The sequence below is a fragment of the Winogradskyella aurantiaca genome (assembly GCF_003362725.1).
Lineage (GTDB): Bacteria > Bacteroidota > Bacteroidia > Flavobacteriales > Flavobacteriaceae > Winogradskyella_A > Winogradskyella_A aurantiaca.
This window is the reverse complement of sequence record NZ_QKTV01000006.1, coordinates 1-21,995: the sequence shown is the minus strand read 5'-3', so window position 1 is coordinate 21,995 and position 21,995 is coordinate 1. Positions and strand designations below refer to the sequence as shown.

Genomic DNA, 21,995 nt, shown 5'->3' with positions numbered 1-21,995 from the left:
AATCTAATTTTATTTACCAGATTATAATGAATATACCAGCCGAACTTAAGTACACTAAAGACCATGAATGGGTAAGAATTGAGGGCGATGTAGCCACAGTAGGGATTACAGACTTTGCACAAGGAGAATTAGGAGATATAGTCTATGTTGAAGTTGAAACCTTAGATGAAACTCTTGATGCTGAAGAAGTATTTGGTACCGTGGAAGCTGTAAAAACAGTGTCGGATTTATTTTTACCATTAAGTGGTGAAATTGTGGAATTTAACGAGTCTTTGGAAGATGAACCAGAAGTGGTAAATTCTGATCCTTACGGTGCTGGTTGGATGATAAAAATTAAATTATCTGATGCTTCAGAAGTTGATGGTTTAATGAGTGCTGATGATTACAAGGCCTTAGTCGGTGCTTAGAACGCTATTGCTGATTGCCGCAATTGGCTATTCTGTATTTATTACAGTTATTAATTTTATAAACTTAGAGTCGATTCCCCAAGTGGGTTTGGGCTTTGAAGATAAGATTTACCATGTAGGCGCCTACATGGTTTTCTCTTTTCTGTGGGGGGCTTGGTCCCGACTTAAATATCCAATCATTGCCTTGAAGTCGGTGTTTATAGTTTGCTTATTATATGGGGTATTTTTAGAAGCTATACAGCATTTAATCAATTCATCACGTACGTTTGATGCACTAGATTTAGCAGCAAATTGTTGCGGAGTTTTATTTGGTATAGTTATTGTGCGTTTCTTGTCTAAGAAGAAAGTTAAATTAAATTAATAGGTTGCTTTTTTCATTAATATTTAATTAAATTAGCGACTTTCTAATCACACAGTTTTATGGAACCTAAGAAAAATCCAAAATCGGACGTAAGTAGAAATAGTTCCATCTATTTTGCTGTAGGTTTAGCACTGATGTTATTTGTAACCTATCAGTCTATTAACTACAAGTCCTATGACAAGAGCGATATTGATATTGGTCAATTGAATTTAGACGATGAGTTGGATGAGGAAATTCCAATCACAGAACAGTTGGTAACACCTCCACCACCACCTCCACCACCTCCACCAGCACCTGAAGTTATTGAAGTTGTTGAGGATGAGGAAGAGGTTGAAGAAACAGTTATCGAATCTACAGAAACTGAAATGGATACTGAAATTGTTGAAGTTGAAGATGTAGAGGTAGAAGAAGTTGAAGAAGATGTTGAGGTTCCTTTTGCGGTAATTGAGAATGTTCCAGTTTTTCCTGGCTGCGAAAAGAAAAAGACTAATGATGCCAAGAAAAAATGTATGTCTGAGAAGATATCCAAGTTTGTGAATAGAAAGTTTAATACTGATTTAGCAGGTGATCTAGGGCTTAGTGGTCGTCAAAGAATCAGTGTATTCTTTAAAATTGATAAAAATGGAAATATCACTAGTGTTGGTGCTAGAGCTCCCCACCCAGGATTAGAAAAAGAAGCAAAACGCGTTATTGGCTTATTACCAAAAATGGAGCCCGGTAGACAAAGAGGTAAGGCTGTAACAGTACCCTACAGTTTACCAATTTTGTTTCAAGTTCAGGATTAGTATTTTTATTACTTAAAAATATAACAAACCCCGTTCAAATTTAATTGAACGGGGTTTTTCTTTTTGGTACGTTTCTTGTGACTTCGCAATACTAACTCTTTAATTTTAGTATTATGAAAAAATCAAAACAACACCGGCGTACTGGTCAGAGTATAAAGGTGTCTGAGACTACCAAAAAGCAAGATGTAAATTTACAAAAAAACGCAAGCATCTACTTTCAAATAGGCCTCATCCTATGTTTGCTAGGTACCTATGCACTGCTAGAAATGCAGTTTTCTAACAAGGTGATTTCACCACCAGTTCTCAATCCTCAGGATGGTTTAATAGAAGTAGCGTTGACTGAAGTTAAACCACAGATCATTAAGAAGAACCGACCTGAAGTAGGGAAACCAATCCCTACTCATACCTTTGATACCATTCAATTTATAGAAGCTGATGACCCAATTCTGGAATCGGTAGTATCGGATGAACCAAGTGTTGAAGAACCAGCATTATCCATCGAGGATATTAAGGTTGTTGAAGTAGAAGACGAGCCTGTCAATATCAACTCAGTTCAAAAGGTACCAGTTTTTCCAGGGTGTGAGAAATTCAGTAAACGAGAAGACCTGACTAAATGTATGTCCAATAAAATTGGGAAAATTGTAAGACGGAAGTTTAATACAAATATCGCTGGAGAGAATGGCCTAATTGGAAAGCAACGTATTTGGGTGGAATTTACAATTGGAACTAATGGTGAAATTGACGGTATTAAAGCAAGAGCTCCGCATCCAGAGCTTGAAACGGAAGCGCAACGTGTTATTAATAAGATCCCGAAAATGGAACCTGGATATCAAGGTAACACCCCTGTACGGGTTATTTATACCTTGCCAATTATCTTTCAGGTAAGAGATTAAATATACTAAGTTAAACCACCAGCAATGGTGGTTTTTTCTTTTTTGGGGCAGAAAAAATAGTATCTTTCGCAGACCAAATGCCCAAATGTTGTTACGAATAGTTCTCCTATGTTTATTCGGATTGCTCGGGATTTTATCTACCGCTCAAGAGCGCACAAGTAAAACCTATGAGAAGCCGCCTGTTTTTCCAAATTGTAAAGACACACCAATTGACAGTTTAATTCATTGCTTTAGGTATGAACTTAATGACTATCTATTTAAGAATTTTAAAGTTCCAGAAGTAGTTTCCAACGAGTCGTATAATGGAACGGTAGAAGTGCTCTTTGAGGTCGATAGAGAAGGCCGATTTAAAACTGTATTTGTAGATGCTATCTACGACGAACTCAAACAGGAGACAGTTAGGGTGTTTGAAGAGGCGCCTGCTATTGAGCCTGCAACCTACAATGGAAATCCAACCTTTGCTCAATATACCATCAAGATAAGAATCCCATTAATAAGTCCAGATCAGCAACTTCAACTTGAAGCAAATAAAAAAGCTGAAGAAAAAAAGGACATGGAGCGCTTTTCAAATGAAATTGATAGTATCAACGCACAGACAAGAAAATATCAGAAGTTAGAATATAACAGCCCCTTAAATATTCCTTTTACTCATAATTATTATGCTCGTTTTGACAGGGCTATGAATATTCCGGGATCTAACAGTCATACTGCTGCCAAACCTTTTGTTTATGAAGAAGTTAACCCTTATTACGATTTTAAGGCTGAAAAGGAAGCCCTGGCCAAAGACAAAACAAGTTGGTGGGGTCGCAAACTTTGGAACGAACATTTAGTAGAGGTTCAGGGTAAAGATTATTATTTTGTACTGGACCCTGTATTTGACCTTCAAATTGGTCATGACACCGAAGCCCAATTTGACTATACCTATAATAACACGCGAGGGATTTTAATTCAAGCTGGTCTAGGTCGTAAATTTAGTATCTCAGCGACTGTTTTTGAGAGCCAGGGTAGATTTGCAAATTATTACAATCAGTACGCCGAAAGCATTCGTGCTTCGGGTCCTGATCCAGCCATTATCCCAGGCCGAGGAATTGCCAAACGCTTTAAAACAGATTCATACGATTACCCTGTGGCAGAAGCAAATATTTCCTTTACTCCAGCCAAGTGGGTCAATCTACAACTAGGCTATGGAAAAAACTTTATTGGGGATGGTTATCGATCTTTATTCCAAAGTGATTTTGCCAGTCCCTATCCCTTTTTCAAAACTAATTTTAAGTTTTGGAAGATTAAATTTACAAGTACCTGGATGGGCTTAAGAGACGTTAGGGACGAGGTGATTGAGGACAAGGCCTATTTGCCAAAATATATGGCAAATCACTACCTGAGTTGGAATGTATCCAAGAAATTGAATATTGGTTTATTCGAATCGGTTATTTGGGATAATTCCAACGGTCGTGGTTTTGATTTTAATTACATGCATCCTTTCATATTTTTTAGAGCTATTGAGTTTAATACCGGTCAGGGGGCTGGGAATGCACTTTTGGGACTATCAGGAAAATACAAATGGAACGATCGCCTCAATTTATACACTCAATTGCTCATTGATGAATTTTCTACTAGTGACGTATTTGGGGGGAATGGCAGTTGGAAAAACAAGTTTGGCTTCCAATTAGGTGCCAAATACTATGATGCCTTTGGGGTTGAAAATTTATTACTTCAAGCTGAATACAATCAGGTTAGGCCCTATACCTATTCACACAATACAATTGTTTTAAATTATGCACATGCTAACCAAGCCATGGCGCATTTATGGGGAGGTAATTTTAGAGAGTTCATTCTCATTGGACGCTATAATTACAAGCGTTGGTTTGGTGATGCTAAACTAGTCTTTGGAACGCGTGGTTTGGACTTTAATTCGGAAGACGATAGCTTTAATTATGGGGGTAATATTTACCGCAACGAAAATGACCGTCCTTTTGATTCAGGTGTAAAAATAGGCCAAGGAAATAGTACCAGTGTTTTTCACGGGGAACTACAAGGGGGATATGTTATAAACCCTGTTAGTAATTTAAGACTATTTGCCAACCTTAGTTACAGAAATTTTGATCCAACAGCCGAAACGGCGACAGCTATGAAGAGCAGCACCGTTTGGTTTACAATGGGATTGAGAACAGATCTCTTTAACTGGTATTTCGATTTTTAATATTTACTTATTCCATTGGCCAAAACTTTTTTTCAAAGTATCTTTGCCCTCGCTTAGAAAAAGATAGAAAGTCAGAGGTTTGGGTAGTATAAAAAGTTCCATTTCAGTAAGTTCGGTAGTTCTCGATTTCAAAGAAATCACCAAGATGGGTTTATCCTTAAGTGTGGTTTTTTCCTCTATTGCTGGATACTTTCTTGGCGCGGAACAAATTGAATTTACAACATTATTATTATTGGCCTTTGGTGGCTATTTTATGGTAGGTGCTTCCAATGCTTACAATCAAATTATTGAGAGAGACCTAGACGCCTTAATGCTGAGGACACAAAATAGACCCATTCCTTCAGGAAGAATGTCTGTTAATGTGGCCTTCTCCGTTGCAGTATTGTTTACTATTCTAGGGATTGTAACCTTATATGTGATCAACCCAAAAACAGCGATGTGGGGTGCTATTTCAATTTTCTTATATACGAGTGTCTATACTCCTTTAAAAACCAAAACCCCATTAGCGGTGTTTGTGGGAGCACTACCTGGTGCAATTCCCTTTATGCTTGGATGGGTGGCGGCTAGAAACAGTTTTGGAATTGAACCCGGAACCCTTTTTGCGATTCAATTTTTCTGGCAATTTCCTCATTTCTGGTCCATTGGATGGTTTCTACATGACGATTACCAGCGTGGTGGATTTAAAATGTTACCAACTGGTAAACCTGATAAAGGAACTGCGGTTCAGATTATTATGTATACCGTATGGACCATCATAGCTTCCATTATTCCGGTATTTGGTTTTACAGGTGAACTTAAATTATCAATTGTTGGGGCCATCATTGTATTCCTGCTAGGCTTGGTAATGCTGTACTATGCCCTCATCTTATTTAAGGAGAAGACTGTTAAGGCTGCAAAGCGATTGATGTTGAGCAGTGTTACTTATATTACATTATTACAGATTATTTACGTAATTGATAAATTTTTGAGATAAATGGATTTAACTCAGGGAACACCAAAAGAAAAGAAGGCGAGATCAAAAAAAATGATGTTATGGTTTGGGATTCTCTCATTAATCATGTCATTTGCGGCACTAACTAGCGCCTTTATTGTTAGTAGTAAGAGGGATGATTGGTTGGACAATTTTCAATTACCAGATGCTTTCTTCGTTAGTTTGGTTGTTATTCTTATAAGTAGTGTTGCCATCATGGTTGCTAAGTATAACTTACGAAGAGATAAATTGAATGCTGCTAGCTTTTGGGTGCTAATCACGTTAGTACTTGGCATTATTTTTATTAACAACCAGTTTATTGGATTTAGTCAAATTATTGGTGAGGGCTATAACTTCACAGGCCCTACTAGTAACATTACTATGTCGTATGTTTTTCTAATAGCTACAGTACATATTGCTCACGTTGTTGTTGCATTAATTGCATTGGGTGTGATACTGATAAAAAACCTTAGGAAAAAGTACAATTCTCAGGACATGCTAGGCTTCGAATTAGCAGCAAACTTCTGGCATTTCGTTGATTTGTTGTGGCTCTACCTGTTTTTGTTTTTATATTTTTTTAGATACATAATTTGATTATTTTTGTCCAATCTTAAAATCTAATTGACACGCAGTATATGGATACTACAGTAACAACTGGAACCGAAGGAAAAACATGGGGTGGGGGTAACCAGCCATTAGGAGCTAGTTACGGAAAACTAATGATGTGGTTTTTCATTGTTTCTGATGCCTTGACCTTTTCTGGTTTCTTGGCAGCTTATGGTTTTTCAAGATTTAAATTTATTGACGCATGGCCAATTGCCGATGAGGTCTTTACACACGTTCCTTTCTTGCATGGTCAGGAGTTACCGATGATCTATGTGGCATTTATGACCTTTATTCTTATCATGTCCTCTGTAACTATGGTTTTAGCTGTAGATGCTGGTCATAATATGAATCAGAAAAAGGTTATTCTCTACATGTTCTTGACTATTATTGGCGGGGCGATTTTTGTAGGTTCTCAGGCTTGGGAATGGGCAACCTTCATCAAAGGAGATTATGGAGCTATTGAAACCAAAGGTGGAAATATTCTTCAGTTTGGACAGTACGTCGAGGTTGATGGTCAAGAGAAGTTTAAGCGTGTTGCATTAGCAGATTTTGCAATAGCCCAGGAGGGTGATCGTGTTCGTCATGAACGTAAAAATGGACTATGGTTCCAAAGCGAAGGCAGCTTGCCTACATATACTGTTAATGAGGTGATTGCAGGGTTTGAGGCAAATCCAGACTTACAGATAAGAACACAAATTATCAATGAAGAAGGCGAAAAGACGGTTTTGTCAAGATCTGAATCGGTAAAGCAACTTAAGGCCAATGGGGTTGGTGTTGTAGAAGGTGCAAATCTTCGTGTTAACGAATATGGAAGCCCTCTATTTGCTGATTTCTTTTTCTTTATTACTGGTTTCCACGGATTCCACGTATTCTCTGGTGTGGTAATTAATATTATCATATTCTTCAATGTTATATTAGGGACTTATGAAAGACGTGGTAGTTATGAAATGGTTGAGAAGGTTGGATTATACTGGCACTTTGTAGATTTGGTCTGGGTTTTTGTATTTACATTCTTTTATTTGGTTTAAGACAGTTAAGGTTAGATTATAATGGCACACGCACATAAATTAGAAATATTAAGAGGGCTAATAAAGTTTAAGTCCAATACTCAAAAAATTTGGGGAGTTCTTATACTGCTCTCTATTATAACTGCGGTTGAGGTTGTATTAGGTATTTATAAGCCTGCCTCATTGATGCAACCAGTATTAGGAATGAAAATTCTTAATTGGATATTCATCATCCTCACTATTGTAAAAGCGTATTACATTACCTGGGATTTCATGCACATGCGTGATGAAAAAGCAAGTTTAAGACGTATGGTGGTCTGGACTGCTGTTTTCTTAATTTGTTATTTGATATTTATCTTATTACAAGAAGGTGGATACGTTTTTGATGTTTATGAAACCACGTTTATTAAGAGAGATTTTTAAATTGATTTCTTTCGTTAATTGATATTAAAAGGTGGTTATTGTTAACCGCCTTTTTTATTTTTGCAAAATGAAAAATAACAGTCGGAAACGCTATCTGGTTCTAGGTATTCTCTTCTTCTTACCAGTATTGTTTTTATTGATGCTATACCCAGCTAAACACAATTATGTTCCTCTGGATGTGGTTAATGAAGGTGTTATAGATTTAAATGGTTTTTCTAGTGACACCGATGATAAAATTATGCTAAAAGACCATATAACTATTGTTGGGTTTTTAGGCTCTGATCCTTTATCCAATGCCATTGGCGCCTCTAATCTTAAAGAACTAATTTATGATAAGTTTAAAGGGTTTAAGAAGTTTCAGATTGTTATTGTGCAACCGATAGGAACTGAAGCTGCTATTGAGTCGTTAAAAAAGGAGATTAATACCTACGAAGATTTAAAATTTTGGCACTACGTATACGGTAGTCCTGAGCAGATCGAGCAACTTTATAAAAGCCTCGACGCCTCTGTATTTCTAGATTCGGATTTTTCTACTCATAATGTGTTTATTGTTGATAAGGACCTTAATCAAAGGGGGCGAATAGACGCGAGAGATAAGAAAGAATTGGAGGCCAATAAGCCTGCATATAGGTTGATGGATTATGACTGCATTAAAGTGTCGGTGATAAAAAACAAAATGAGTGAAGATCTTCGAATTCTATTTACCGAATACAGACAGAAGCGTAAAGGTCAATTTGACTCCACTACAAGACGTGCTTCAGACTTAAAAAAAGACAATGGCTAAACAAACAAACTACTCTTACATAGGAATCGCATTTATAATTTTAGTCTTCGGGATTATTTTTGTGCCTAGGATTGTAGATCGCATATCTAATAATGACATAACAAGGGAAGAGAGTCGATCCAATTCTGTAACCGTTTCAGATGGAGAAACATCTGATTCCTCAGATATTGAATATCTAGTCATTAACGGGGAACGTAAAAAAGTACCAGAATTCGAATTCATCAATCAAAATGGTGAGTTGGTGTCAAATAAAGATTATTTAGGTAAAGTCTATGTAGTTGAATTTTTCTTTACAACATGCCCAACTATTTGCCCGAAAATGAACTATAACTTGGTTCAAGTTCAAAATCATTTTTCAACAAGTGATAATTTTGGGGTAGCATCATTTACTATTACGCCTCGTATCGATACTCCTGAAGTTTTAAAAGCGTATGCCGAGAAATATGGGATTACAAATCCTAATTGGAATTTAATGACGGGCAATAAGGAGACTATCTATGACCTTGCCAACAAGGGGTTTAATCTATATACTGCGGAAGACGCTGAGGTTGAAGGTGGTTTTGAGCACTCTGGTAATTTTGCACTCATAGATAAAGAGGGATATATCAGGAGTCGATTGAATCAGTATGGAAGTCCAATGATATATTACAATGGGATTGTATCTGAGTTGGAGGGTCAGGATGATGAGGGAATTCCTCAGGAGATTACCATTCTAAAAGAAGATATTACTAAACTTTTAAACGAATAAAATGACGAAGATTTCAGCTGAAAAAAAGTATAATAAATGGATAGTGGTACTGTCCATTGCCATCCCTTTGGTTGTAGCAGTTTTGTTTGGGGTGAAACTGGATATAACTGTACCCGTTTTTTTACCGCCAATTTATGCGACTACTAATGCATTAACAGCAGTAGTTTTGATTGCTGCAGTTGTAATGATCAAACAGGGAAAAGTAAAAGTGCATGAGCGTCTGATGAAAGTTGCAATAATACTTTCAGTATTATTTTTAGTCATGTATGTACTGTATCATATGACCAGCGATTCAACCTCTTATGAAGGAGATTATGGTTATGTATATTATCCAATTCTCGTTAGTCATATTTTATTATCAATAGGTGTTATTCCATTTGTTTTGATAACCTATGTTAGAGCCATCACCAATAATATTGAAAGGCATAAGAAAATTGCAAAAATCACTTTTCCGCTCTGGTTGTATGTGGCAGTGACTGGTGTCCTTGTTTATGTTATGATTTCACCTTATTACTAATAAGATGCTGAAACGAATTCTAATCATACTAATTCTCTTCGTAGTTTCCACTCTAACAGTTGAGTCCCAATGTGCCATGTGTAGGGCTGTTTTGGAAAGTGAAGCAGATCAATCTACGGCTGAAGGAATTAATAATGGCATCGTTTACCTAATGGCCATCCCATACATACTTGTCGGGGGATTAGGGTACATTATTTACAGAAAATTTAAGAGGTCTTAAATATTAAGATTTTTTTAATCTTTTTTATTGTAACAATTTCCTCATTATGAAGTCTTAATGATGTGTTGGGTAAGAACTCTTAACAGTTTGTTGGCAATCAATACCTGTTCGAATTCTTAACATTGCACCCGAAAACCATCAATCAAATGATTACAATCAAGGATCTACACAAATCCTATCACATGGGCACGAACTCACTTCATGTGTTAAAAGGGATAAATTTCAATGTTAATGAGGGGGAATTAGTCTCCATCATGGGATCATCAGGATCTGGTAAATCTACACTTTTAAATATTTTGGGAATGCTGGATGAAGCTGACACCGGAAGTTATGTGTTAGATGGTGTTCAGATAAAGAACTTAAATGAAAAGATTGCAGCACGTTACCGCAATGAATTCTTAGGATTCATCTTCCAGTCTTTTAACCTCATTAACTATAAATCTGCTCTCGATAACGTTGCTTTACCATTGTATTATCAGGGTATTTCTAGAAAAGAACGTTTGTCCAAGGCCGAGCATTATCTTGAGAAAGTGGGCCTGGCAGAATGGTCGCACCATCTTCCGAGTGAATTATCGGGTGGTCAGAAACAGAGGGTAGCTATAGCACGAGCTTTGGCGAGTGACCCGAAGGTGTTATTGGCCGATGAACCAACAGGAGCCCTAGACACAAAAACATCTTATGAGGTTATGGAGCTTATTCAAGGGATTAATGATGAGGGTAAAACCATTTTGGTGGTAACGCATGAGCATGATATCGCCCAGATGACAAAGAGAATTGTCAATCTTAAGGATGGTGTCATTATTGATGATAGTAAAGTAGAACAGGTAAGAGCTACGCAGTATGTTTAACGTTGAGCGTTGGCAAGAAATATTTGAAACTCTTCGTAAGAATAAGTTAAGAACCTTTTTAACTGGTCTTTCTGTGGCATCCGGTATTTTTATTCTAGTAATCCTACTAGGATTCAGTAAAGGTCTAGAAAATGGTGTTCGTTCCGAGTTTGAAGGTGATGCTACTAATCTTATCACGGTTTGGACAGGGGTAACTACTAAAGGTTATAAGGGATTGAACCCAGGGCGATATGTCCAAATGAAGAATGACAATTTCGATTTGATTTCTGAAAAATATAAGGACAACATTGATCATAAGTCTTCAATTTATTCAATTTGGGGTGCTCAAATCACCTACAATAATGAATCTGTTAATTACAGAGTGAGAGGTGTGATGCCAGGTCAGCAATTTATTGAGAACGCATCATTAGTTTCAGGTAGATTCTTAAACGAACCTGATTTAGAGGAAAGTCGTAAGGTTGCTGTTATAGGACAGCGATTGAAACTTGATTTATTTAAGAATGAAGACCCCTTAGATAAAATTATTTCCATTTTTGGTGTCAATTTTAAGGTGGTTGGAGTTTTTACAGACCCAGGAGGAGAACGTGAAGAACAACAAGCCTATATTCCTGTGTCTACTTCCCAAAAAGTCTTTGGTGCTGGCCAGGACATTAGAAACATGCTCTTTACAATTAAGATGTCCGATAATTTTGAAGAAGCTACCCAATTAAGTAATCAAATGGCTTTGGCTATTGAGAATGAACTTAAAACTATTCATACTGTAGCGCCTGATGATCAGAGTGCAGTACGTGTATTTAATAGGCTGGATGAGGCAAGAAAAATATATTCCTTAATTGCCACCATTCAGGCAGTCTTTTGGTTCATCGGAATTGGAACTATAGTTGCAGGAGTGGTCGGTGTGGGTAATATTATGATCATTATTGTAAAAGAACGCACGAAGGAGATTGGCATTAGAAAGGCCTTAGGAGCGCAACCCAACTCAATTATTGGTATGATTTTACAGGAGGCCATTTTTGTTACAATGTTTGCTGGTCTTTTTGGTTTAGTATTTGGTTTAGGACTACTTGAATTAGTTGGGCCACAAATTGAAAGTGACTTTTTAAAATACCCACAGGTAAACTTTAACATTGCACTAACTACAGTGTTCATTCTTGTATTTGCAGGTGCTTTAGCCGGATTTATACCAGCATACAGAGCAGCTAAAATTAAACCTATAGTAGCCTTAAGAGACGAATAGTTATGTTTAACAAAGATCGATGGTCAGAAATACTAGAAGCGCTGAATGCTAATAAGATAAGAACCTTCTTAACTGCTTTTGGTGTCTTTTGGGGTATAACAATTTTGGTATTGCTATTGGCCCTTACTAATGGGCTTAAGAATGGTGTAACTGCAGATTTTGGAGACTTTGCCACCAATTCAATGTTCATGTGGACACAAGGTACATCCAAGCCATACAAGGGACTTCCTAAGAATAGATATTTCAATTATAAGATAGATGACGTAGCAGCCATTAAAGCTGAAATCCCAAATATAAAATATGTGTCCCCCCGAAACCAATTAGGTGGATTCCGAGGGGCAAATAATGTTATTAGAGGGACAAAGACTGGTGCTTTTGAGATTTACGGAGATTACCCTGAATACATCAAACAGCAACCCATGGATATTCTCTCAGGACGCTTTTTGAGTTACTCAGATATTGAAGCCAAACGGAAAATATGTGTAATTGGCACTGGAGTCGTCAAAGGGTTATATGACGTTGGAGAGGAAATTATAGGAACTTACATTAAGATTAACGGCGTCAACTTTAAAGTGGTGGGAACCTTCAAGATGAGTAATAGTCAAGGAGATGGGGAACAAGATGCTAGTACAATTTACATTCCATTTACAACATTTGGTCAGGCATTTAATCGCGGTGACCGTGTTGGTTGGATGGCTATAACAGCGGTTGACGGTATTCCTATTACCAGCATTAAGCAGCAAGTATTTGACTTAATGAAATCCAGACATAAAATTCACCCAGAAGATGATAGAGCCATTGGGCATTTTGACTTGTCTGAGCAATTTGAACGAGTGAGTGGTCTTTTTGCCATCCTTACCATTGTGGGTTACTTCGTCGGTGCTCTTGTGTTAATGTCAGGCATTATAGGAATATCCAATATTATGCTAATTGTGGTTAAAGAACGTACAAAGGAAATAGGGGTAAGACGAGCTTTAGGAGCGTCACCTTGGACTATAAAAGGTCAGATTTTACAAGAAAGTTTAATTCTAACAATTCTTTCTGGGATGGTTGGAATATCGTTTGCAGCATTTATGATTTGGATTATGAATGCTGTATTAGATAATGTTGGGCCTGTTGAGAATTTTGCGAACCCAAGTGTTGGAATGCAAGTTGTTTTCACAGCGCTATTTATACTAGTCGTATCCGGATTATTAGCAGGGATGATACCGGCAAATAGTGCTACAAAAATGAAACCTGTTGACGCTTTAAGAATAGAATAATTAATCATCATCATAAAATGAAAAGAACAAAAACTGTCATCATACTTATAACAATTGTTGTTGTATTTGTAGTAGCCCTTGGTTACTTATGGCAAAAGAATCAAGAAGATCCAATTAAGTATACAACTGATGGACCTAGTAATGAAACTATTGTAGTTAATACTGTCGCAACAGGAAGTATTGTCCCTGAGGAAGAGGTTTTAATTAAACCCAATATTTCGGGAGTTATTGAAGAGGTATATATTGAGGCTGGCGAGTATGTGCAAGCTGGGGACTTAATTGCTAAAATTCGCGTTATTCCAAACGTATCCTCTTTAGCAAGTGCCCAAAATTCCATTGCTTTAAACGAGACAGCCCTTCAAACAGCTGAAATTAATTACAAGACGCAGAAGGCTATTTATGACCGACAGAAATCACTGTTTGATAAGGGTGTTATTTCAGCAAATGATTTTGATGGTATTAACAATACTTATTTACAGGCCAAACAAAGTGTGGAGCAGGCGCGAATCAATTTAACACAGTCTAAGCAGAACTATGATATTATCAAAACTGGTACAACTCAGGGGCTTGGTAATATTGCGCAGACTCAGGTAAGAGCAACTGTTTCAGGAATGGTTCTAGATGTACCAGTTAAGGCAGGTAATCAGGTGATCGAGGCGAATAACTTTAATGAAGGAACCTCTATTGCTTCTCTAGCAGATATTAAGAAGATGATCTTCGAAGGTAAAGTTGATGAAAGTGAAGTAGGTAAGATCAAGGAAGGTCTACCATTGGAAATAACAGTAGGTGCTATAGAAAACCAAAAGTTTGAGGCGGTATTAGATTATATCGCACCAAAGGGAGTTGAGGAAAATGGTGCTATTCAATTCGAGATCAAAGGAACACTTAAACAAATAGATTCCACCTTTATAAGAGCAGGACTAAGTGCAAATGCTTCAATTATTTTAGAAAAGGCTGAAGAAGTTTTAGCAATCAAGGAGGCCTTGGTTCAATATGACCCTGAAACTAAAAAGCCTTTTGTTGAAATTGAGATTTCAGATCAGAAATATGAAAAACGCGATGTTGAATTAGGAGTTAGTAACGGCATTTATGTTGAGGTTAAAAGTGGTATTACTAAGGACGACAAAATCAAAGTTTGGAATCAAGTTCAAGGACCTCCTCAATTCTCCAGAGGATAATTAAATATTTCTGTAACACTTTTACATGTCAATAGACATATAAGCAACATTATGAAAAAATCAATCTTAATAGTAATTCTTTTGACTGTAGGAATTACGCAAGCACAAAGAAAATGGACTCTTAAAGAATGCGTTGAATACGCTTTAGAGAACAATATAGATATTAAGCAAAGTGAGTTAGATTTACAGGCAGTTGATGCAGAAAAATTAGAATCTATTGGAAACTGGTTGCCTTCATTAAATGCTTCTACAAATGTTGTTGAGAGTTCGGGTCTTAACTTTAATCCAACGACCAATAGAGCGGAGACTACAACATTTCTATCTTCAACTCCAGGGATAAATGCCGGATATACTTTGTTTGACGGTTTGCGAAACATTAGAGCTTCACAACGTGCTGAAATATCAGAGTTGGCAGCCCAGTACCGCCTCGCTAAAATGAAGGACGATATTTCGCTTTTGGTAGCTAATAGTTATTTAAGGGCTATACTCGATAAAGAAAATTTAAAATCCCTTATGCGTCAAAACGAGGTTACTAAGGAGCAAATAGAACGAACCCAGGAATTAGTGAATGCTGGGGTATTACCCGAAGGTGACTTACTTGAAATTAAAGCTACTGATGCTAATGAACAGCAAACAATTGTAACTGCTGAGAATAGTATTAGGATCTCATTAATAAGTTTAGCTCAGTTATTATTAATCAAAGATTATGAAAACTTCGACATACAAGAAGAAGGATACAATTTGGTTAATGAAGACATAGCAGGTAAATCTGTTGATGAAATTATTGACGCCGCAAAAGAGGTTAGAAGTGAAGTTAAAATAGCCCAACAGAATGTGGAATTAGCGATGAAAGATCTTCAAATAGCGAGATCGTCATACTATCCAAGGCTTACAGCATTCTTTGGTTACAACACTAGATTTACAAGCACAACTAGTTTTGATTTAAGAGTAGACCCAGATAATCCAATTGTTACAGAACAGATTGGTCGTGTAGAAAGTACAGGGGAAGCTGTTGTCGCTGATGTGCCTAATACGTTTTTTGTAGAGGAACCAGCCCTACCTTACTTTGAGCAGTTATGGAGAAACGATGGTATTTCATATGGACTAAGTCTAAGTATCCCTATTCTAAATGGACTATCTTCAAGGTCTAATGTGATAAGGAATAAAATTAATTTAGAGAGAACCCAAAACCAATTGGATCAGACGGAGTTGGATTTGGAATCTACTGTATACCAAGCTTTTGTTGATGCTGAGGGGGCACTTAAATCCTATGATGCGGCTTTATCTGCTTTAGAATCACAACAATTAGCCTTTAATTATGCAGAGGAGCGCTACAATGTAGGTATCATAAATTCTTTTGAATATAGTCAGTCTAAGTTTAATTTAGACGCAGCAATAATAACAGCCAACCGAGCAAAGTACGACTACATTTTTAAATTAAAAGTGTTGGAGTTGTATTTTGGAATACCAGCTGTTGAACTAAAGTTCTAATCATGAGTAAAAATTTAAAGATAATTCTAGCACTAGTTGCAGTAGTAGTCATACTTCTTATTGCAGGAAGTAAGATGGGATGGTTTGGTAAAAAAGGAAACTTTAAGACCGTAGCTACCGAAAAAGTTCAACTAAAAGAAATTATCGAAACTGTTTCAGCGACTGGAAAGATTTATCCTGAAGTAGAGGTGAGTATTTCATCTGAAGTTTCAGGAGAGATCATCGAATTGCCTATCAGAGAAGGGAATCAAGTTAAAAAAGGAGATCTTTTAGTAAAGATCAACCCAGACTTAATTGAATCTGGTCTTAACCGAGCTGAAGCAGCCTATCAAAATGCACAAGCTGGGCTAGAACAGGCAGAAGCCAATTTAAAGCAAGCGAAGGCTAATTACGAGCGAAATGAGAACCTTTTTGAAAAAGGAGTAATTTCTCGTGCAGATTGGGATCAGTCTATTGCTAATTATGAAACTGCAGTTGCTTCACGAAACTCCGCCTATTATAGCGTAAAGAGTGCGGCAGCCACTGTTAACGAGTCACGTGATAATCTCATGCGTACAACCATTTATGCACCTATGGATGGTACTATTTCACTTCTTCAAGCAGAACTTGGAGAGCGTGTTGTTGGAACAGCCCAAATGGCGGGAACTGAGATCTTGAGAGTTGCTAATCTAAGTAATATGGAGGTTGAGGTTGATGTTAATGAGAATGATATTGTAAAGGTGGAGATTGGTGATACTGCTATTGTTGAAGTTGATGCATATTTAAAAAAGGAATTTAGTGGTATTGTTACCGAGATAGCTAATTCTGCGGCATCAAATCTAGCGGCAGATCAGGTGACCAACTTTAAGGTAAAAGTGCGTATTCTTGATGAGTCTTACAGTGATTTAACAGAAGGGAAGCCAGATTCGTATTCACCATTTAGACCTGGAATGACGGCAACAGTTGATATTATAACTGAACGAAGACCAAATGCAGTGTCTGCTCCAATTAGTGCTATTGTAATTAAGACCGATACCTCTACAGTTAAGAAAACAAATAAAACCAAGGGTGCAGCAAGTTCCTCATTTTCTGAAGAAAAGTTTGAATGTGTTTTTGTAAATGATAACGGTAAGGCCAAATTAAAAGTGGTTAAAACTGGAATTCAGGATGACACTAACATAGAGGTGACAGAAGGACTTGAAGAAGGTGATGAAATCATTACAGGTCCTTATAACGTTGTATCTAAAACACTGAAATCTGGTGATGCTGTTGAAGTTGAAGGTGCGGACAAAAAAACAACTGAAGAGACTTCAGAATCTACCGAATAAAGCCAATAATGGCCTTGATTCTTAATATAGAAACTTCCACTACCAATTGTTCAGTATCCCTGGCAAAAGGTGGGGAAGTTTTGTTTCTTAAAGAAACCGCTGAAGAAGGATATTCTCACGGTGAAAAACTTCACGGATTTATTAAAGACGTTTTTAATGAAACCAATGTTGAACCCAATTCTCTCGATGCTATAGCAGTTAGTAAAGGTCCTGGTTCGTATACCGGATTAAGAATAGGTGTTTCAGCAGCGAAGGGGCTATGTTATGCCTTGGATAAACCGCTAATAGCCACCGAAACTTTAGAAGCTCTAGCAAGACAGATAGCCATTAAAGATGGTAAGATTATTTCTATGCTCGATGCCAGAAGAATGGAAGTATATGCTGCAGTTTTTGGGGCTAACTATGAACTCGAGAGAGATGTCAAGGCTGAGATTTTAGAGCCAAACATTTATGATGCTTATATTGAAGGTGGTTCAGAAATAGTGTTTATAGGTAACTCTGTTCAAAAAACTAAAGCCGTATTGGTTGACCATAAGACAGGGGTAAGGTATGTGGAAGCTTTACCATCTGCCAAAGAGATGGCACAGATTTCCGAGATGAAATACAAAAAAAGCGACGTTGAGGACGTCGCTTATTTTGAACCTTATTACCTTAAGGATTTTATAGCCATTAAGCCAAAACCCTTGTTTTAGGCATTCTTCCGTATTTCTACCTGATGTGGATATGGAATTTCAATTCCAGCTGCATCTAGTTGTTCCTTAGTTTCCTCCATGACATCAAAATAGACAGTCCAGTAGTCTTCTGACTTACACCATGGGCGAACTGCAAAATTAACAGAGCTATCAGCTAGTTCTAAGACCGTAACGCTTGGTTCCGGATCACTTAAAATCAAATCATGCTTTTCAAGGATATCCATCAATACAGACTTGGTTTGTTTAATGTCAGAATCATAACTCACACCAATAACCAAATCTACTCTTCTGGTACCTAGGGACGTGTAATTGACAATGTTGCCGTTTGATAAAATTCCGTTTGGAATGATAATTTCTTTGTTGGATAGTCCAGTTAGTTTTGTAGTAAAAATTGAAATTTCTGCAACGGCCCCAATTTCTCCCTGAGCTTCTATCAGATCACCAATTTTAAAGGGCTTAAAAATCATTATTAAAACCCCACCAGCAAAATTAGAAAGCGATCCTTGAAGAGCCAAACCAACTGCCAAACCTGCTGCTGCCAATATAGCGGCAAAAGAAGTTGTTTCAATACCAACTGTACTTAAAACAATAACTATTAAAAGTATTTTTAAGCCCCAACCAATAAGATCTGCTAAGAATTTCTGCAAACTCTCATCATAATCTCGTTTTTTCATAGCCTTTTTAATCCCTTTCAGGATCATTTTAATTAGCCAGGATCCAACGATCCAGATTAGAATCGCAGCAATTAATTTTGGCGTGTAGTCCAACACCAGGTCGTAGCCTTTGGTTAACCATTCTTGTAAGTTCATAATTAGATTATTTTGATTATTGATTAATAGCTTCTACGTAAATCTGCTCGTCGTTAAGCATTTGTTTGAGCATGTTTTCAATGCCATTTTTAAGGGTAAATGTGGAGGACGGGCATCCGCTGCATGCACCTTGAAGAATTACTTCAACTTTTTTGGAAGACTCATCAAACGACTTAAACTCTATGTTTCCACCGTCGCTTGCTACGGCAGGTCTCACATACTCTTCTAGGATATTGACTATTTGCTTTGAGATATCATCAAGTTTCTCAAAGTTCGTTTCCTTTTCAGATTCTACCTTTACTTTTTGCATACTGATGCTTTCGTCTAGAACTGGTTTGTCCTCTTCCAAATAGGTTTTTAAAAAAGTGCGCAGTTCCAAGGTGATATCATCCCATTCGGCAATATCGTATTTGGTAAGCGACACATAATTTCGGTCAATGAAAACACTTTTTATGAACGGAAATTGGAACAACGCAATCGCCAAAGGTGATGGCTTAGCTTCGTCTATAGAATTAAATTCAAGGACTTTTGCCGTTAAAGCTTTATTGCATACAAATTTTAAAACTGCTGGGTTAGGTGTGCTCTCGGCGTAAATAGTAATTGGAGATCTAGACTCTGTTTCTTCCTCGACAATGAAAATGGGTTGGTCTCCATTGATATAAGTTTCTAAAACGGTTCTAACCTCTTCTTGAACATCTGCCCATTCCACGATATTAAAACGTTCTATAGCCACAAAATTCGAAGCTATGTACACTTTCTTAACAAAGGGTAAATGGAAAAGTTGCTGTGCAAGAGGTGATTTTTCAGCTTCATCAATATTATTGAATTCGAAACTACTATGCTTGGTAAGAAAGCTGTCAGCTTCAAATTTTAATATAGTAGGACTGGAAGTTTCTTTTATTTCTAGGGAAATAGCCATTTCTTTTTTTTGCAAAATTACAAAATATGTCCACTTTAATGCCGTTCCAATGCATAAGAATTGTAGGAACTTTAAGAGGTCAAATCACATAAATTGTGTAATTTTCGCGCCGACCCCAGAAAAGTATCAGTTTATGAGCTTCTGGGTACAATGATGAACAAGAATTTAGCCTTAATATTACTTGCCTTTGTTGCGGGCCTAAGTCTTTTAGCACAAGAATTGCCAATGCAAAATGGTATGTTTAACACTTGTGGTCCCAGAACATTCACAGATTCGGGCGGAGCGGCCAATGATTATGCTCCAGGTGAGGATTTTACGATGACTATTTGCCCTGACGTGGCGGATGAATTAATAGTACTTGATTTTACAGAATTTAGTACTCAAGAGGGACAGGATGTATTAAAAATATATGATGGCGACAGTACATCGGCTCCTTTAGTTGGTGAATACAGTGGAAACAGTAGTCCAGTTCTAGTCATTGGGAATAATGCTACGGGCTGCTTGACCTTGCATTTTTCATCCTCACCATCTGCTGAGACTATTGGTTGGGAGGCTCAATTGGAATGTACACCCAACTGTCAGGATATAGAGCCTATTATTGACAGTACCAATCCTTCTGCTAATGCCGAAGGTATTATTGTAGTTTCTGCAGGTACCTTCGTAGATTTTAATGCCACAGCGAATTTCTCGGAGTCCTCTGCTGGGGCTATTTATACCTGGGACTGGGGGGACGGTAATACGGGATTTGGTCAAATTACTGGGCATCAGTTTAATAATGGGGGCTCTTATAATGTGATACTTACAGTTACAGATAGTAATCCAATAGGCTGTAGTGAAAGTGTTTCTATTACCGTTATAGTTGAAGATTCAATAATCACTGCTAATAGCCCGGCATTTCCAGAATCGTCTTTTACTCCAGAAGAATTGATAAGTCAAGTTCTAGTTACTGGTGGTTGCGCTGAGGTCGATAATTTTGAGTATGCATTTAATGGCACTTCGGATAACTTAGTTGAAAAGAGCTATGGATATTTTACCAGAGGAGGGGCGTCTGACTTTCCATTTGAAGAAGGAATTGTTTTAAGTACTGGCTGGGTTTCCGAAGCTGGTAACGCGTCATCACCCAATTTAACTATGTCACGTCCTTTGGGTATTCCTGGAGATATTGATTTGGAGGACGCTTTAGGTGTTGTAAACAGTAGAGATGGGACCTTCATAAAATTTAATTTCACCCCAACAGCAGAGTCCATAAGCTTCCGATTTATCATGGCTTCTGAGGAGTATTCAGGGACAGGAACAAATTTTGAATGTGATTATTCTGATGGGTTTGCTTTCCTACTTCGTCGATTAGGGAGTACATCGTACACGAATCTAGCGGTCTTACCCAATGGAGACGAAATCACGATACCTAATATTAACAACAATCCGACTTGTGCTAATAACCCAGAGTTTTTCGAAGGTTATAATTCCAATATTTCCATTGGGGGTGCCCCAGGAACAGTAACAGATACTAATTTTAATGGGAGAACCAAAGTGCTGACAGCAAGCTCACCAGTGACTCCAGGAGTAACCTATGAAATCAAATTGGTTGTGAGTGATTTGGGATTGGATGGTTTGTCTGATCAGGCCTTTGATTCTGCCGTGTTTATTGAAGCGGGTAGTTTTAATTTAGGGGGTGATCTTGGAGATGACATCACCATTGCCAATGGTAATGCCCGTTGTGGCGGTAACGATGTGGAACTTGATACTAGAGCCCCTGGCGCCACACATGTGTGGTTTAAAGATGGGGTTGAAATTCCAGGGGAAACTGGGTCGACCCTAACCGTTGTAGAAGCCGGGACCTACAGTGTTGATGTTGATTTTGGTGGAGGTTGTACTACGACTGATTCTATAGTTGTAGAGTTTAGAGAAAGTCCTGTTGTTGAGGGTGAACCTCAGGATTTAAGTAATTGTAGTACCGGTGTAACAGCAGTTTTTAATCTCGAATCCAATACATCACTAGTGTTAGGAGGGCAGGATCCTGCTGATTTTTTAGTGACTTATCACAACTCCTTAAATGAGGCCCGTGATGGGCTCAATCCCATAACCAATTCAAGTAGTTATGATGGAGCCAATGGCGAGGTGATTCATGTAAGAATTGTTGATACTGATTCTGGAATTTGCTTTGTATTAGAGGATTTCACTCTTGAGGTATTTACAGAGGTCACCGCCACCCCTGGTGTATTTGCCCAGTGCGACAATAGTTTGGATGGGGATGACACTAATGGTTTTGTAGAGTTTGATTTAACGGTAATGGACCCAGTGGTATTAGGGGGTCTTGACCCTACGGATTAT

General features: G+C 37.6%; 23 protein-coding genes. 21 read left to right on the top strand and 2 right to left on the bottom strand.

Going from position 1 to position 21,995, the window contains the following annotated elements; all coding sequences use genetic code 11:
• The first annotated feature begins 26 nt into the window (after window positions 1-26).
• The 20 genes from gcvH to tsaB all read left to right on the top strand — a co-directional run bounded on the left by gcvH (window position 27) and on the right by tsaB (window position 17,936).
• Window positions 27-407, top strand: a complete 381-nt coding sequence (gene gcvH / locus DN064_RS10680; protein ID WP_115462649.1) for a glycine cleavage system protein GcvH — start codon at window positions 27-29, stop codon at window positions 405-407.
• A 7-nt stretch (window positions 408-414) separates the two neighbouring features.
• Window positions 415-768, top strand: a complete 354-nt coding sequence (locus tag DN064_RS10675) for a VanZ family protein (RefSeq protein ID WP_157962294.1) — start codon at window positions 415-417, stop codon at window positions 766-768.
• A 59-nt stretch (window positions 769-827) separates the two neighbouring features.
• Window positions 828-1,553 carry an energy transducer TonB gene (locus DN064_RS10670; RefSeq protein ID WP_115462647.1) on the top strand — a complete coding sequence of 242 codons (726 nt, stop codon included), beginning with the start codon at window positions 828-830 and terminating at the stop codon, window positions 1,551-1,553.
• A 113-nt stretch (window positions 1,554-1,666) separates the two neighbouring features.
• On the top strand, window positions 1,667-2,446 hold the full coding sequence (locus tag DN064_RS10665; RefSeq protein WP_115462646.1) for an energy transducer TonB: 780 nt from the start codon (window positions 1,667-1,669) through the stop codon (window positions 2,444-2,446).
• Between the two features lie 85 nt (window positions 2,447-2,531).
• Entirely contained in the window at window positions 2,532-4,646 is a 2,115-nt protein-coding gene (locus DN064_RS10660; RefSeq protein WP_115462645.1) for an energy transducer TonB, read from the top strand.
• A 79-nt stretch (window positions 4,647-4,725) separates the two neighbouring features.
• Complete coding sequence (gene cyoE, locus DN064_RS10655) at window positions 4,726-5,619, top strand: heme o synthase (protein ID WP_115462644.1); 894 nt, start codon at window positions 4,726-4,728, stop codon at window positions 5,617-5,619.
• A complete protein-coding gene (locus tag DN064_RS10650) occupies window positions 5,620-6,210 on the top strand; it encodes a cytochrome c oxidase subunit 3 (protein WP_115462643.1) in 591 nt (196 codons plus the stop codon).
• Window positions 6,211-6,251: 41 nt separating this feature from the next.
• The gene (locus DN064_RS10645; protein ID WP_115462642.1) at window positions 6,252-7,250 is read left to right on the top strand and encodes a cytochrome c oxidase subunit 3; all 999 of its coding nucleotides are present in this window, start codon (window positions 6,252-6,254) and stop codon (window positions 7,248-7,250) included.
• Between the two features lie 21 nt (window positions 7,251-7,271).
• A complete protein-coding gene (locus DN064_RS10640) occupies window positions 7,272-7,652 on the top strand; it encodes a cytochrome C oxidase subunit IV family protein (protein ID WP_115462641.1) in 381 nt (126 codons plus the stop codon).
• A 67-nt stretch (window positions 7,653-7,719) separates the two neighbouring features.
• Window positions 7,720-8,436 carry a hypothetical protein gene (locus DN064_RS10635; RefSeq protein ID WP_115462640.1) on the top strand — a complete coding sequence of 239 codons (717 nt, stop codon included), beginning with the start codon at window positions 7,720-7,722 and terminating at the stop codon, window positions 8,434-8,436.
• Window positions 8,429-9,184 carry an SCO family protein gene (locus DN064_RS10630; RefSeq protein WP_115462639.1) on the top strand — a complete coding sequence of 252 codons (756 nt, stop codon included), beginning with the start codon at window positions 8,429-8,431 and terminating at the stop codon, window positions 9,182-9,184. Before DN064_RS10635 ends, DN064_RS10630 begins: the two co-directional genes overlap by 8 nt.
• A gap of 1 nt (window position 9,185) precedes the next feature.
• On the top strand, window positions 9,186-9,701 hold the full coding sequence (locus tag DN064_RS10625; protein ID WP_115462638.1) for a DUF420 domain-containing protein: 516 nt from the start codon (window positions 9,186-9,188) through the stop codon (window positions 9,699-9,701).
• Window positions 9,702-9,705: 4 nt separating this feature from the next.
• Complete coding sequence (locus DN064_RS10620; protein WP_115462637.1) at window positions 9,706-9,921, top strand: hypothetical protein; 216 nt, start codon at window positions 9,706-9,708, stop codon at window positions 9,919-9,921.
• Between the two features lie 146 nt (window positions 9,922-10,067).
• On the top strand, window positions 10,068-10,769 hold the full coding sequence (locus DN064_RS10615) for an ABC transporter ATP-binding protein (protein ID WP_115462636.1): 702 nt from the start codon (window positions 10,068-10,070) through the stop codon (window positions 10,767-10,769).
• Entirely contained in the window at window positions 10,762-12,006 is a 1,245-nt protein-coding gene (locus DN064_RS10610; RefSeq protein WP_115462635.1) for an ABC transporter permease, read from the top strand. The genes DN064_RS10615 and DN064_RS10610 overlap by 8 nt, the downstream gene beginning before the upstream one ends.
• 2 nt (window positions 12,007-12,008) lie before the next feature.
• Entirely contained in the window at window positions 12,009-13,268 is a 1,260-nt protein-coding gene (locus DN064_RS10605) for an ABC transporter permease (protein WP_115462634.1), read from the top strand.
• 17 nt (window positions 13,269-13,285) lie between these two features.
• The gene (locus tag DN064_RS10600) at window positions 13,286-14,446 is read left to right on the top strand and encodes an efflux RND transporter periplasmic adaptor subunit (RefSeq protein WP_115462633.1); all 1,161 of its coding nucleotides are present in this window, start codon (window positions 13,286-13,288) and stop codon (window positions 14,444-14,446) included.
• Window positions 14,447-14,497: 51 nt separating this feature from the next.
• Window positions 14,498-15,937 (top strand): TolC family protein, encoded by a 1,440-nt coding sequence (locus DN064_RS10595; RefSeq protein WP_115462632.1) that lies wholly within the window; start codon window positions 14,498-14,500, stop codon window positions 15,935-15,937.
• A gap of 2 nt (window positions 15,938-15,939) precedes the next feature.
• Window positions 15,940-17,244 carry an efflux RND transporter periplasmic adaptor subunit gene (locus DN064_RS10590; RefSeq protein WP_115462631.1) on the top strand — a complete coding sequence of 435 codons (1,305 nt, stop codon included), beginning with the start codon at window positions 15,940-15,942 and terminating at the stop codon, window positions 17,242-17,244.
• 8 nt (window positions 17,245-17,252) lie between these two features.
• Complete coding sequence (tsaB, locus tag DN064_RS10585) at window positions 17,253-17,936, top strand: tRNA (adenosine(37)-N6)-threonylcarbamoyltransferase complex dimerization subunit type 1 TsaB (RefSeq protein WP_115462630.1); 684 nt, start codon at window positions 17,253-17,255, stop codon at window positions 17,934-17,936.
• On the opposite strand, the gene DN064_RS10580 is transcribed toward tsaB, so the two are convergent.
• On the bottom strand, window positions 17,933-18,745 hold the full coding sequence (locus DN064_RS10580) for a mechanosensitive ion channel family protein (RefSeq protein ID WP_115462629.1): 813 nt from the start codon (window positions 18,743-18,745) through the stop codon (window positions 17,933-17,935). The two genes, tsaB and DN064_RS10580, sit on opposite strands and share 4 nt — an antisense overlap.
• Window positions 18,746-18,761: 16 nt before the next feature.
• Window positions 18,762-19,664, bottom strand: a complete 903-nt coding sequence (locus tag DN064_RS10575; protein WP_115462810.1) for a NifU family protein — start codon at window positions 19,662-19,664, stop codon at window positions 18,762-18,764.
• Window positions 19,665-19,757: 93 nt separating this feature from the next.
• Between DN064_RS10575 and DN064_RS10570 the strand changes: the two genes are divergently transcribed.
• On the top strand, window positions 19,758-21,995 hold a 2,238-nt coding region (locus tag DN064_RS10570; RefSeq protein ID WP_115462628.1), incomplete at its 3' end, for a choice-of-anchor L domain-containing protein.

Excerpts from the sequence above, each read along its gene's own strand:
- DN064_RS10615 (WP_115462636.1), top strand. The coding sequence starts at position 10,068 with ATGATTACAATCAAGGATCTACACAAATCCTATCACATGGGCACGAAC.
- DN064_RS10650 (WP_115462643.1), top strand. The coding sequence starts at position 5,620 with ATGGATTTAACTCAGGGAACACCAAAAGAAAAGAAGGCGAGATCAAAA.
- DN064_RS10660 (WP_115462645.1), top strand. The coding sequence starts at position 2,532 with ATGTTGTTACGAATAGTTCTCCTATGTTTATTCGGATTGCTCGGGATT.
- DN064_RS10670 (WP_115462647.1), top strand. The coding sequence starts at position 828 with ATGGAACCTAAGAAAAATCCAAAATCGGACGTAAGTAGAAATAGTTCC.
- gcvH (WP_115462649.1), top strand. The coding sequence starts at position 27 with ATGAATATACCAGCCGAACTTAAGTACACTAAAGACCATGAATGGGTA.
- DN064_RS10590 (WP_115462631.1), top strand. The coding sequence starts at position 15,940 with ATGAGTAAAAATTTAAAGATAATTCTAGCACTAGTTGCAGTAGTAGTC.
- DN064_RS10645 (WP_115462642.1), top strand. The coding sequence starts at position 6,252 with ATGGATACTACAGTAACAACTGGAACCGAAGGAAAAACATGGGGTGGG.
- DN064_RS10635 (WP_115462640.1), top strand. The coding sequence starts at position 7,720 with ATGAAAAATAACAGTCGGAAACGCTATCTGGTTCTAGGTATTCTCTTC.
- DN064_RS10580 (WP_115462629.1), bottom strand. The coding sequence starts at position 18,745 with ATGAACTTACAAGAATGGTTAACCAAAGGCTACGACCTGGTGTTGGAC.
- DN064_RS10665 (WP_115462646.1), top strand. The coding sequence starts at position 1,667 with ATGAAAAAATCAAAACAACACCGGCGTACTGGTCAGAGTATAAAGGTG.
- DN064_RS10630 (WP_115462639.1), top strand. The coding sequence starts at position 8,429 with ATGGCTAAACAAACAAACTACTCTTACATAGGAATCGCATTTATAATT.
- DN064_RS10625 (WP_115462638.1), top strand. The coding sequence starts at position 9,186 with ATGACGAAGATTTCAGCTGAAAAAAAGTATAATAAATGGATAGTGGTA.
- DN064_RS10610 (WP_115462635.1), top strand. The coding sequence starts at position 10,762 with ATGTTTAACGTTGAGCGTTGGCAAGAAATATTTGAAACTCTTCGTAAG.
- DN064_RS10600 (WP_115462633.1), top strand. The coding sequence starts at position 13,286 with ATGAAAAGAACAAAAACTGTCATCATACTTATAACAATTGTTGTTGTA.
- DN064_RS10575 (WP_115462810.1), bottom strand. The coding sequence starts at position 19,664 with ATGGCTATTTCCCTAGAAATAAAAGAAACTTCCAGTCCTACTATATTA.
- DN064_RS10640 (WP_115462641.1), top strand. The coding sequence starts at position 7,272 with ATGGCACACGCACATAAATTAGAAATATTAAGAGGGCTAATAAAGTTT.
- DN064_RS10620 (WP_115462637.1), top strand. The coding sequence starts at position 9,706 with ATGCTGAAACGAATTCTAATCATACTAATTCTCTTCGTAGTTTCCACT.
- DN064_RS10595 (WP_115462632.1), top strand. The coding sequence starts at position 14,498 with ATGAAAAAATCAATCTTAATAGTAATTCTTTTGACTGTAGGAATTACG.
- DN064_RS10605 (WP_115462634.1), top strand. The coding sequence starts at position 12,009 with ATGTTTAACAAAGATCGATGGTCAGAAATACTAGAAGCGCTGAATGCT.
- tsaB (WP_115462630.1), top strand. The coding sequence starts at position 17,253 with ATGGCCTTGATTCTTAATATAGAAACTTCCACTACCAATTGTTCAGTA.